Raw genomic sequence first — 12,786 nt, forward strand, 5'->3', positions numbered from 1 at the left:
GAAGAGGACAAGGTGATGGGGAGACAAGGAGACTTGGGGAATTGTCTCCCCATCCCCAAGTCGTGCGGCAACGCCCAAGGGTTTAAGACCCCCACCACTTTTTGGTGGACTTGAATCAGGTGGGGTCTGAATCCCCATCTGATTCCCTCCCCTTGTCCCCTTGTCCCCTTGTCTCTTTCTTCAATGAAAACAGCCAGTACCGCAAAGCGGAAGTCAAAAGTATTTATTGTATTCCGAGCTTCTTGCGCCATTTGAAATGATATATTTACTTCCGCGCCTCATGTACTAAGTAGTTTTAGAATAAGCTTGACATGATTCAAGCAATATGTTAATAATTATAGTTTGTGGAAACTTTACTTCTAAATTTAAGCTCTTGGCTAACGTCATTGTCATAGGTGCCCAATGGGGCGATGAAGGAAAAGGTAAAATAACTGACTTACTCAGCCGTTCCGCAGATGTTGTGGTTCGTTACCAAGGGGGTGTCAATGCTGGACACACTATTGTAGTTAAAGGTCAGACCTTTAAGCTACACTTGATTCCCTCTGGTATTTTGTATCCAAATACCGATTGCATTATCGGCTGTGGAACAGTCATCGATCCACAGATTTTGATTGCAGAACTCGACCAATTAAAAGAACTAAATATTTCCACTGACCACCTGCTGATATCTGAGACAGCCCACGTAACAATGCCTTATCATCGCATGATTGACCAGGCATCGGAAGAACGACGGGGAAGCCATAAGATCGGCACAACAGGTCGGGGCATTGGGCCGACTTATGCTGACAAATCTGAACGTACAGGCATTCGGGTTTTAGACTTGATGAACCCCGATGAGCTACGTGAGCAGTTGGAGTGGACGATTAATTATAAAAACGTCATTTTAGAAAAGCTTTACAACTTGCCGCCTCTAAATCCACAAGAGGTGATTGAGGAGTATTTGGGATATGCAGAACGGTTGCGCCCTTACGTTATTGATACATCGTTAAAAATATCCGATGCGATTGGGCGACGACGGAATATTTTGTTTGAAGGCGCACAAGGTACGCTCCTTGACTTAGATCATGGGACTTATCCTTATGTCACCTCCTCTAATCCTGTGGCCGGCGGGGCTTGCGTTGGTACAGGGGTAGGGCCGACAATGATTGACCGGGTAATTGGAGTGTCGAAAGCCTATACGACACGGGTGGGAGAAGGGCCATTTCCCACCGAATTGGATGGAGAGTTGGGAGAAATGTTGTGCGATCGCGGTGCTGAATTTGGCACAACTACCGGACGCAAACGGCGTTGTGGCTGGTTTGATGCCGTCATCGGTCGCTATGCTGTGCGGATAAACGGCATGGATTGTATGGCGCTCACCAAACTGGATGTCCTCGATGAATTAGAGGAAATTCAAGTTTGTGTCGCTTATGACATAGATGGTCAACGCAGCGAACACTTCCCCACAAGTTCTCGTCAATTTGCTAGATGTCGCCCCATCTACAAAACCTTACCAGGATGGAAAGTTTCAACAACCGACTGCCGCACCCTGGAAGACTTGCCACCGCAAGCACTGGACTATCTAAAATTCCTCGCTGAATTAATGGAAGTCCCGATCGCCATCGTCTCACTAGGAGCAAGCCGCGATCAAACCATAATCGTAGAAGACCCTATCCACGGGCCCAAACGTGCTTTATTGCAGGCCGACGGTACACCTGCTACCCTGCTGACTGCGTAAATTGGTCATTAGTCATTAGCAAAGGACAAATGACTAATGACAAATGACTAATGACAAATGACTAATGACAAAGGACAACTTCTATGGCTATTACAGTCGAATCTCAAAAACGTCCAGAAGGCAGCAAGCCAAGAGCTTTGCGCCGTGCTGGACTAATACCTGCCAATTTGTATGGTCATAAGGGTACAGAATCCATTTCTTTGACCATTGATGCCAAAACTGTTGAGCGTTTGCTCAAAAGAGCTTCCGTCAACAATACCTTGATTGAGTTGAATGTTGCTGATGCACCTTGGCGTGGCAAAACCTTGCTGCGGGAACTTCAGATCCATCCAGCCAAAGGTACGCCTTACCACCTCAGCTTTTTCGCAGTTGCAGGCCACGGCGACACAACTGTAGAAGTGCGGTTGCGTTTTGTGGGAACTGCTGTTGGTGTTAAACAAGAAGGTGGTGTATTAGACACCGTAATCAGCGAATTGCAAGTGACTTGTGCGCCAGAAAACATCCCAGATGTAATTGAAATCGATGTTTCTAACCTGCAAATTGGAGACAGCTTGAGTATTAGTGATATACCCTTTCCAGAAGGTGTAACACCTCTAGCTGAATCAGAGCGACTTGTTGTGAGCGTTTTGCCACCACAAATTAGCGCTGAAGATGCTGGGATAGAAACTGAAACTGAAGCAGCTTCTTAAGCTAAGTAAACTGTGTAATAATTTTTGATGATACCAGGGGGGAACTCCTGGTTTTTTTGTATTTGAACCGCAGAGGCGCAGAGAGCGCAGAGGACAGAGATGACAGAAGCGACTCTTCCAGCTTTAATTCAACAAATGTTGCAACCTGGATTTTATCCCCATTCGGTAACAGAACCTATTCAACTAATTCAAACCCACATTTCTTATGTGCTGCTGACTGGGGATTACGTCTATAAGCTGAAAAAACCGATGAATTTTGGCTTTTTAGACTTTTCCACATTAGAGAAGCGGCAACATTTTTCTCAGGAAGAGTTGCGGTTGAATCAACGGGGAGCAGGTGAACTGTATTTAGAAGTTTTGCCTATAACTTTGGTAAGAGAGCAATACCAGTTAGGGGGAACTGACGAGGCTGTAGAATACGTGCTAAAGATGCACCAGTTTCCTCAAGAGTCGCTATTAAGTACACTTTTTGAGCAGGGTAATTTAAATGAGACACACCTAGATGAGTTGGGACGGGTGGTGGCTCAATATCATGCCCAAGCACAGACGAATGATTATATTCGCAGTTTTGGTGAAGTGCCAAAAGTTCGGGCTGCATTTGATGAAAATTATCAGCAAACTGAAAAGTATATTGGTGGCCCCCAAACACAGGTGCAATTTACAGAAACAAAGCAATATACAGATAACTTTTTTGCTGAACGTGCAGAATTATTTACTAGTAGAATTCACAACAACTATATTCGTGAATGTCACGGGGATTTACACCTGAGAAATATAGCCCTGTGGCACGATAAAATCTTGCTGTTCGATTGCATTGAGTTTAATGAGCCGTTTCGCTTTGTCGATGTGATGTACGATGTGGCATTCACAGTGATGGATTTGGAAGCGCGGCAACGCAAAGACTTGGGTAATGCTTTTTTGAATTCATATATAGAGCAAACTGGAGATTGGGAAGGCTTACAGGTGCTACCTTTGTATTTAAGCCGTCAGGCTTATGTTCGAGCAAAGGTAACTTCATTCTTGCTAGACGATCCGAGTGTACCCACGACGGTAAAGGAAGAAGCGACAAAAACTGCTGCTGAGTATTACAAACAGGCTTGGGAATACACGAAACCAAAGCTGGGAGAAGTAATTTTGATGTCGGGGTTGTCGGGTTCTGGTAAAAGTACCACAGCAAGGCATTTAGCGCGTCAACTAGGAGCAATTCACCTGCGTTCTGATGCGGTGCGGAAACATTTAGGGGGAATTCCTCTGTGGGAAAAAGGTGGCGATGATTTGTATACCCCTGAGATGACCGAAAAAACTTACACACGGCTGTTGGAATTGGGAATTATCCTAGCTCAACAAGGTTTTACGGTGATTTTGGATGCCAAGTACGATCGCCAGCAGTTGCGGCAAGAAGCGATCGCTCAAGCCACAAAGCACCAACTTTCCCTTCAAATTATCCAATGCACAGCACCCCTTGAAGTTATAAAAGAGCGTCTGAACAACCGCACTGGTGATATCGCTGATGCTACCGCCGATTTATTAGACTCACAAATTAAACAAGCTGAACCTTTTACTGAAGAAGAACAATCTTACGTAAAGATTTTGGATACAACTCAAGTAATTCGTAATTCGTAATTCGTAATTCATAATTGAATAGAAAATTATGAATTACGTTAGCGTAGCGTTAGCGAGTCCGCGAGCGCCATTAGTAATTAGTTAATAGCCTTTTATTTACTCTATGGCAGACAAAAAGAACGACTTTTTCAGTATTTCTCCCAGTTTCTTTTCTCAGTTGTTATTTGGGGCATTTTTAACATTTATATTAATAATGACCGGTTCCGCACCAGCCCTGAGCATCTTCTTAGGTATCATGGGGGGTTTCATCTTAAGCTGGATCACAAATGTAACCAATAATAGCGCCCAACCTCCAACTGTAGCCTCTTCTGATGGCGTGGATACAGGACTGAAATACTGGTTATTTTTCATGCTTGGCTTTGTATATTTAGGGTATCCAGCACCCATGAGTATCTTGCTAGGTGCATTAGGCGCTTTAGCTGGAGGCTGGATTACTGCTTGGTGGGGAAGTAAGGAAGAAACTAGAACTCAGTTGCAAGTTGAAGAATTAGAAGAGGGCCAAATTGAACCAACGAACGACAGGATGAACAAACGGCAAACAAGAAAAAGCGCCCGCCGTTACCGTCGCGCCCCTGGAAGTAGTATCAATTTCAGGTTTTGGGAAAAGTAGTAATTTGGGCATTGGGCATGGGGCATTGGACATTAGCCAATAATCAATAGTTCTTCTTTCCCTACTCCCTCATCTCCCTATTCCACATTCCCCATTCCCCACCATGTTTTTATATCTCTCTAAATTACTGCCACTATTTTTTTATCCACTAGGATTAGCCTGCGTGAGTTTGGTAGTAGCATTAGTCACGTTGTGGAAACGACCGCGCACTGCGGCGATCGCAATTGCTTTTGCTTTGACTTTATTGCTATTTTGTAGTAATGCTTGGATTGCTAAATCATTAGTGCGATCGCTAGAATGGCAAAATCTTTCACCCGCCCAAATACCAGTTGCAGAAGCGATTGTGGTTTTGGGTGGCGCAACCAAATCAGCTTTTTTCCCAAGACCTACCGTCGATTTGAGTGAATCAGGCGATCGCGTAATTTACGCCGCACAACTATATCGCCAAAAAAGAGCGCCTATAATCATTCTGAGTGGGGGCCGCATCGATTGGCGGGGAAGTGGTTCATCAGAATCGGCAGATATGGCAACAATACTCACATCTATTGGTATTCCATCTGAGGCAATTATCCAAGACCCTGAATCTCTAAATACTTATCAAAATGCTGTAAATGTCCGCAAAATTTTGGAGTCTCGTGGCATTCGTCAGGTATTATTAGTTACTTCTGCAATGCACATGCCGCGATCGCTTAAGATTTTCCAACGTCAAGGAATCAATGTTATTCCTACACCGACTGACTTTATTGTTAGTGAGGGTGAACTGCAAGAACTCGGCAACACTCCTAAAGCCGCTATACTGAATTTATTACCTGATACCGACAACTTGCACCAATTTACCAGCGCTTTAAAAGAGTACATTGGTTCTTTAGTTTATCGCTTACGCGGTTGGCTCTAATAAAGTTAGGAGTTGTTAGAAAATTAGAGTTAGGAGTTATGAGTTATTAATTATAAAGTACGGTAATTGCCTGAACTCCCCACTCCCCTCTCTCTACTCCCCACTCTTAACTTTATGTCTAAAAATTTACCTTATATTATGCCATCCCCTCAACACCAAGTTGAGGAAGCATTTAGCGCTTACCAAACAACTCATCAGTTCTACCACGAAGTTCGTTCACGGTCAGAGTTTCAGCGTTATTGTGAATGGTATTATACAACGGCAGAACAAAACCGCCAAGAGCTTAAAAGAATGCGCGGCGAACTGAATATTTTTCAGTGGTTTCGCCGCCGATAAGTGATTTAGATGACCTCTAACTCATTTTCGCGTAAATGGGCTTTAAACTTTTTACTAAACTGGACTACAATCGGCAAATTAGCGCTTACGGGTCTGTCTCGCCATTGGGTGGCAATACTTACTACATCGCCTTCAGTGCCTTTGATGTCAAAAGGCTGATTCCGATGTTCAGGATGATGATACACTACTACCGAATCTTTAACGCGGACGCGATCGCCAACTTTCATAACAACATTTACATCTAGCATTTTCTTTTCCACAAGTATCTGCTACAAAATATATGATTAAATCGCTTAGAATTTGATTTAATCAGCTATTTCTTGACGCCTCATCGGGGTGCAACAGCGCATTTAACCCTCTGCGTCCAGGCACGTTTTAGCAATCCGTGCGTACTTTTTTAGTTTTTTGTCGCGTTAATAACTATCGCCCTTACCCTTTGTGTTTACCCCAAAAGTAGGGAAATGAAAGGAAATAAGCCGATATCAGATGCGCTTACTACTGTGACAAGATATTTAACCTTTTTATCTTCACTCTAGGATGTTCCCCAGGTCAACTCTCTTACCAATTTTCGTGCATAGCAGACGAGCCGTTATTATCGAATGCACTCTAACCTCACTTGTATTCCTCTCTCCGAAGCGGCTACAGTGGTGTACACAAGTTTTCTAGAGTTGCCCCACAGGCTTCGATCTCCCCAACCCCCGGTAAAAAGAATGTTGTCAAAGAAGACGCAGAGATTGTGACAGGCAAAGATAAATCTCCGTGTTAGGTTCATTTTTCACCAATGATTTATATCTTTAGATAGATACGTACATAATCTTGAGGGAGCAATATCTATTACGACAGGCTACGCTTACACAAAAACTTCACTTTGCACGTTATAAAGTCAACTATAAATTTACCAAAATTACATTTAACCTATTGACACTACTTACATATTTATCAGAGTATCTAAATATTTTAAAGATTTAAAAGTCAAGTCCTTTGACTAAATAATACCCAAACAGTGCTACTAACATAATTCCTAATTGAATTTCTTAATTACGAATTATGAATTACCATGTGCAGTCAAATTTTAGAGGGTAGCAGTAGCGATCGCATTATCTACGATACTGTGAATAAGCGGTTATTCTACAAACCCAAAGCCTACCTGGTTGTGGAAGTAGCAGTCAATTGGCAGTTCTTAAATAGTGCAAGTCCTCGAAGGGGACAACGGGAAACTCTATCCCCTTGTCTCCGTCTTCAATTATCCCTTATCTCTTCATTGGCTCAATGTACATCTGTGCGCCCCTACTTGGAACACGGAACTTCAAGCTTAAAACCTTAAAGCCCACTCCCTGACTAACAACAAATAAACACAGGAGAAAATCATGGCTAATTCATTCTTCAATCTCACTGACCTGAATGGCACGAATGGCTTTATAATTAACGGCATTGCAGTAGGGGACTTCTCAGGCAGCTCAGTCAGCAATGCAGGGGACATCAACAACGATGGCATTGACGACCTAATTATTGGGGCAGTACTTGCTTCCCCCAACGGCAACTCTGCTGCTGGGCAAAGCTATGTAGTGTTTGGGAAGACGAATCTGGGCAGTCGCGGCACCGGCACCTTCTACCTCTCTAATTTGAATGGCACTAATGGCTTTTTCATTAACGGCATTGCAGCGAATAACTTCTCAGGCAACTCAGTCAACAATGCAGGGGACATCAACAACGATGGTATTGACGACCTGATTATTGAGGGACAAACTGCCTCCCCCAACGGCAACTCTGTTGTTGGGCAAAGCTATGTAGTGTTTGGGGGCAAGAATCTGGGCAGTGGCGGCACCCTCAACCTCTCTGATTTGAATGGCACTAATGGCTTTATAATTAACGGCATAGTAGCAAATAATGCAGGGGACATCAACAACGATGGCATTGACGACCTGATTATTGGGGCAGTACTTGCCTCCCCCAACGGCAACTCTGCTGCTGGGCAAACCTATGTAGTGTTTGGGGGGACGAATCTGGGCAGTGGCGGCAGCCTCAACCTCTCTGATTTGAATGGCACTAATGGCTTTATAATTAACGGCATTGCAGCAGGTGACGTATCAGGCAACTCAGTCAGCAATGCTGGGGACATCAACAACGATGGCATTGACGACCTGATTATTGGGGCAGTATTTGCCGACCCCAACCGCAACTCTGCGGCTGGGCAAAGCTATGTGGTGTTTGGGGGAACGAATATTCCTAGTAGCAATACCTCTGTCAACCTGACTGGAACTCGTGGTGCAGATAAATTATTTGGTTCACCAACCAACAATATCATCAATGGGTTAACTGGTGACGATACCCTAACAGGCAACGGCGGTCAAGATAAATTTTTTATTAGCCTTGGCGATCGCAATGATACCATCACCGATTTTGGTGGCGTTGGTAAAGGTATAAATCCTTCAGCAGAAGTTATTGCAAATGTTGACACCTTACAATTTACAGGTAGTAGTTTAACTGCCCAAAATCTGCAATTAACTCAAAATAGTAACAACTTAGAAGTTACCTTTGAAAATGTGGGTTCTACTAAAGTTACTCTGCAAAACTTTAAATTAGAAAACCTCGATAATCTGTTTACTTCTCAAGCAAGCCCTGCGATTGGCAATATCCTGTTTGATGGGCAAAGCAACATCGCCGATAGCTTTGATGTAATTAATGCCAACTCTACTCAAGCTAGCATTTTCAACAAAAACACTGTCACCTTCCTTAATGACTTAAACAATAACATCGCAGGTTTTGACAACTCCAATGATGTGATTAATGGTCAAGGGGGTAATGACATCATTAATGGCTTAAGTGGTAATGACCTGTTGCGGGGCGGGTCAGGCGATGATGTTCTCATCGGTGGAGAGGGCAATGATACTTTTGTGGGTGGTGTAGGTAATGATATTCTCGTTGGTGGTGTAGGTTCTGACAGATTCCTTTATAACACCGATGCTGCTTTTGCTCTGACTACTGTTGGTGTAGATGCGATCGCTGATTTCAACAGTTCCGAAGCTGATAAGATCATCCTAGATAAAACTACTTTTAGTGCTATTACTTCAACTCCAGGAACAGGTTTTAGCAATGCCAGTGATTTTAAAATCACCAGTTCTGGGGCGACTAGCACGGCGAAAATTATCTACAATGCTGTGAGTGGCCAGTTGTTCTACAACCAAAATGGCAGTGCAGCAGGTTTTGGCAGTGGCGGTCTATTTGCAACCCTCACTGGTGCGCCAACTCTGAGTGCATCAAATTTTGTCGTACAAGCATAGGAGCATACAGATGTTATCTGTGTCAACATCGGTAGGGCAGCATCACTGTGCATAGATGTCAAATTCACGTAAAAGTTATGTTTCACAAGAAACTGAATTTTTTTGCTAATAGCAAAAGTCATCTCTTGATGACTAAAAATATACCTAAAAATCTTTAGTCTACTTTAGTAGACTTTGGCTAAAAGCCAAAGAACTTTAATTCCAGGCGGGTAAGTCCCCCAACAGTTAAGCTATTTCTAGGCTTTTCTTCATACCAATGATCGCTGTGCTACGCTACTACCATGTGTTTCATTTATATGAAAACAGCTATTACATAAGCAATGTCTACGACGGGCTATAACGCTCTCTACGAGACGCTAAAAGCGAACGCGGACTCGCTACCGCTACGCTATCGGCGTCGCAAATTCAATTACAAATCTTTTTGTAAAGTCTTGTATACCAGCAAGCCAAACAAAAATGATCCTAGTTAATCCCTAAGCAATTGGATCTGCGTAAGCGTAGTTCGTCGTAAACATCGCATCAATTATATATACTCAATTTATCTTGCAGGTTTCCAAGATCAAAGATGTTAGTGGTTATAATTCATCTTTTTAAGATCCTACCCTTAAAAGCAACGCATTTCTATTCTCTAGCAATGACAATATCGTTAGATTTAATGACTGCATAAGCTTCCTTTCCCTCAGATAGTTCCAACTCTTCTGCGGAAGCTCTAGTGATAATCGAGGTTAATTCTACTTTATGAATAATCTCTAGAGTAACCTCACTATTAACTGCTCCATAGACAACTCGTTTAACGACACCTTTAAGAATATTGCGAGAGCTAACTTTTAGTGATTTCTTTTGAATAGTACTTTCTATATAAGGCTTTTGAGTATAAATATCTTCCTGTTTTTCCTGCTGAATTGAGGGCGATATTGATGCTGATGAGTGCTGATTCAGACTACGCACGAGTTCCCGTAGAATCTCAGTCTTGGTGCGTTGAGACTGTTCGCAGAACTCTTCCAGAATTTTTCGCTCGTCCTCTGAGGTTTGAAACGTGACCCATCCTTGTTCTTTTCTTGGCATAATGTTATCAGTTTTAGTTATTCTTGGTATGATTCTACCAAGTATCAATTCGATGTGTTGTTTTAATAAAAATATTTTTTATGGAAGGATTTTCTCGATTTTTATAGATAATTTATCGACTAATCTCATACATTTAACTACATAAATATTTATTTTTTGTAGGGACAAAACAATTTGTTACTTATATATTAAGTGAGATTGCTATTTTATACCAACTTAAATGGGACAAAATTTACACTGGCTTGATTTGGGATCAAAATTATGATTATCTGCAAGCCTTTCTGTCGTAATATCCTTACTGATGAACGCTACATCTTGCAATCTAAACAGGGAGATCAAAGATATCCGCCACAAATTCTCCACCCCAACTCAAACAATTGCTGATGCCCACCCACAGAAGAAATTTATCGCCAGAATGATGTTCATTAGTACCACTAGCATTTAAGCTAGTACGGGTGAACTATTATATATAGCATAGAATGTCTGACTTAATTCTGTTTTGGCATCGGCGCGATTTACGCATTTCTGACAATACGGGACTGGCTGCGGCAAAACAACAGAGTCCGAAAGTGGTGGGGGTGTTTTGCCTCGATCGGAATATTCTGGAACGGGATGATGTTGCTCCTGTGAAAGTAACTTATATGATTGGCTGTTTGCAGAAACTTCAAGAGCGATATGCTCAAGTTGGTAGCCAGTTGTTAATACTCCACGCCAATCCTGTACAAGCGATACCAGCTTTAGCAGAAGCAATAAATGCCAAAGCTGTTTTTTGGAATTGGGATGTAGAACCTTATTCGCAAGAACGCGATCGCACCATTATAAATGCTCTCAAAGAAAAAGGCATTCAGTTTCTTAACCAAAACTGGGATCAGATCCTTAACTCCCCAGAGCAATTACGTACCGGTAGCAATCAACCTTACACCGTTTACACACCCTTCTGGAAAAATTGGATTGCCAAACCGAAAGCGAACCCAGTAGAAACTCTCCAAAATGTTGAGGCTTTAACAGAAGCTGAACAGGAAATTGCTAAACTTGCAGGAGCCTTAACGCTACCTTCAGCGAAAGATTTAGGATTTATTTGGGATGGAGAATTAATTATTTCACCGGGAGAGGTGGCGGCGCAAGAACGGCTAGAGGAATTTACTGCTAAAGCTATTACTGAATACCAAGAACAGCGAAATTTTCCCGCAGTTGAGGGAACATCACAACTGAGTGCAGCTTTAAAATTTGGCGTAATTGGCATTCGCACCGTTTGGAAAGCCACAATAGAAGCATTAGAAAACAGCCGCAGTGAAGAAACAGCAGTTAATATTCGCACATGGCAACAAGAATTAGCTTGGCGGGAGTTTTATCAACATGCAATGTATAACTTCCCCGAATTAGCTGAGGGTGCTTTCCGTGACACCTTTAAAAACTTTCCTTGGCAAACTAACGAGGAACATTTCCAAGCTTGGTGTGAGGGGAGAACTGGCTATCCCATTGTGGATGCAGCAATGCGCCAGATGAATGAGAGTGGCTGGATGCATAACCGTTGTCGAATGATTGTTGCTAGTTTCCTTACTAAAGACTTGCTAATTAATCCCCAATTGGGTGAAAAATACTTTATGCAGCACCTGATTGATGGTGATTTATCTGCCAATAATGGGGGTTGGCAATGGAGTGCTTCTAGCGGCATGGACCCTAAACCTGTGCGAATTTTCAACCCAGCCAGTCAAACACAAAAATTTGATCCAGAGGGCGAATATATTCGGCAATGGGTATCAGAATTGCGCTCTGTAGATACAGAATATTTAGTTACTGGGAAAATTCCATCTTTGGAACGTCATGCTGTTGGTTATCCTGAGCCTATTGTGGATCATAAAATACAGCAGCAGCAGTTTAAACTACGTTATCAACAGCAAAAAATTGTTACTAGTGGTGAGTAAAATAGTTAGTTTTTTAATGTTTATTTCATAGTATGTCTGGCTAATCTAAGGATTAAGTTGCACATCGCGTAAAATCTATCAATTGTAGCGACTGTTTTAAAAGTCAAGCGTAGGCGTAGCTCGTTGTAGACATCGCTTTGTTTGTAGAGATTTATGAAAGCGATGCCTACGGCAGGCTACGCCTACGCACCTGTGTACTTGATCGCGGTGCGACAAAGTTTGAAGTACTCCAACACGACTTCGGAGTACCTCAACACGACTTCGGAGTACCTCAACACGACTTTGGAGTACTTCAACACGACTTCGAGGTATCTGTTGTTTATATAGCAGTCCTAAATCACTCGTGAGAATTTAAGATCGTTTTAATCCCCCTGTAGTCTCCCCTTACCAAGGCTACGGTGTATACACAAGTCGAATTACCCCCCTTGGAAAGAGGGGAAGAAACAAATCTAGTTCCCTCCCCTTTCCAAGGGGAGGGTTAGGGTGGGGTAAAAACCTGATATTATATTACGTCTTGACAGGGAAACGAGAAATTGTCCATAAGATAAGCAGGAAAATTAAGTAAATTACGCCAACTAGCCCAAACTCAATCAAAGGAATATAGGTTACTTCGTAAATTCTGCCCAAGCCGCGTTCAGTTAGCCC

Annotated in this window: 12 protein-coding genes; 10 read left to right on the forward strand and 2 right to left on the reverse strand. The window is 42.6% G+C overall.

All coding sequences use genetic code 11. The features are described from left to right. Nucleotides 1–373 precede the first annotated feature (373 nt). The 6 genes from VE944_RS14805 (at nt 374) to VE944_RS14830 (ending at nt 5,870) form a co-directional block, all read left to right on the forward strand. Nucleotides 374–1,717, forward strand: coding sequence for an adenylosuccinate synthase (locus VE944_RS14805; protein WP_324978230.1), 1,344 nt, complete (start codon nt 374–376; stop codon nt 1,715–1,717). 83 nt (nt 1,718–1,800) lie between these two features. Further along, on the forward strand, nt 1,801–2,406 hold the full coding sequence (locus VE944_RS14810; RefSeq protein ID WP_324978232.1) for a 50S ribosomal protein L25/general stress protein Ctc: 606 nt from the start codon (nt 1,801–1,803) through the stop codon (nt 2,404–2,406). A gap of 99 nt (nt 2,407–2,505) precedes the next feature. Continuing rightward, nucleotides 2,506–4,029 carry a bifunctional aminoglycoside phosphotransferase/ATP-binding protein gene (locus VE944_RS14815; RefSeq protein ID WP_324978234.1) on the forward strand — a complete coding sequence of 508 codons (1,524 nt, stop codon included), beginning with the start codon at nt 2,506–2,508 and terminating at the stop codon, nt 4,027–4,029. Between the two features lie 103 nt (nt 4,030–4,132). Continuing rightward, on the forward strand, nt 4,133–4,639 hold the full coding sequence (locus tag VE944_RS14820; protein WP_324978236.1) for a hypothetical protein: 507 nt from the start codon (nt 4,133–4,135) through the stop codon (nt 4,637–4,639). A gap of 103 nt (nt 4,640–4,742) precedes the next feature. After that, a complete protein-coding gene (locus VE944_RS14825) occupies nt 4,743–5,534 on the forward strand; it encodes a YdcF family protein (RefSeq protein WP_324978238.1) in 792 nt (263 codons plus the stop codon). A gap of 114 nt (nt 5,535–5,648) precedes the next feature. Further along, entirely contained in the window at nt 5,649–5,870 is a 222-nt protein-coding gene (locus tag VE944_RS14830; RefSeq protein WP_324978240.1) for a hypothetical protein, read from the forward strand. A gap of 5 nt (nt 5,871–5,875) precedes the next feature. Here VE944_RS14830 and VE944_RS14835 read toward each other — a convergent pair whose 3' ends face one another. Next, a complete protein-coding gene (locus VE944_RS14835; RefSeq protein WP_414690128.1) occupies nt 5,876–6,097 on the reverse strand; it encodes a ferredoxin-thioredoxin reductase variable chain in 222 nt (73 codons plus the stop codon). A gap of 830 nt (nt 6,098–6,927) precedes the next feature. On the opposite strand from VE944_RS14835, the gene VE944_RS14840 reads away from it, so the two are divergent. Together VE944_RS14840 and VE944_RS14845 are read left to right on the forward strand one after the other, a co-directional pair. Further along, nucleotides 6,928–7,194 carry a hypothetical protein gene (locus tag VE944_RS14840; protein WP_324978243.1) on the forward strand — a complete coding sequence of 89 codons (267 nt, stop codon included), beginning with the start codon at nt 6,928–6,930 and terminating at the stop codon, nt 7,192–7,194. A 43-nt stretch (nt 7,195–7,237) separates the two neighbouring features. After that, nucleotides 7,238–9,151: a beta strand repeat-containing protein gene (locus VE944_RS14845; RefSeq protein WP_324978245.1), complete on the forward strand. Its 1,914-nt coding sequence runs from the start codon at nt 7,238–7,240 to the stop codon at nt 9,149–9,151. 621 nt (nt 9,152–9,772) lie between these two features. Here VE944_RS14845 and VE944_RS14850 read toward each other — a convergent pair. Next, on the reverse strand, nt 9,773–10,216 hold the full coding sequence (locus tag VE944_RS14850; protein ID WP_324978247.1) for a TOBE domain-containing protein: 444 nt from the start codon (nt 10,214–10,216) through the stop codon (nt 9,773–9,775). A gap of 479 nt (nt 10,217–10,695) precedes the next feature. Between VE944_RS14850 and VE944_RS14855 the strand changes: the two genes are divergently transcribed. Continuing rightward, nucleotides 10,696–12,141: a deoxyribodipyrimidine photo-lyase, 8-HDF type gene (locus VE944_RS14855; RefSeq protein ID WP_324978249.1), complete on the forward strand. Its 1,446-nt coding sequence runs from the start codon at nt 10,696–10,698 to the stop codon at nt 12,139–12,141. A 137-nt stretch (nt 12,142–12,278) separates the two neighbouring features. Further along, the gene (locus VE944_RS14860) at nt 12,279–12,488 is read left to right on the forward strand and encodes a hypothetical protein (RefSeq protein WP_324978251.1); all 210 of its coding nucleotides are present in this window, start codon (nt 12,279–12,281) and stop codon (nt 12,486–12,488) included. Nucleotides 12,489–12,786 lie beyond the last annotated feature (298 nt).

The sequence above is a fragment of the Nostoc sp. genome, assembly GCF_035638895.1.
Lineage (GTDB): Bacteria > Cyanobacteriota > Cyanobacteriia > Cyanobacteriales > Nostocaceae > Nostoc.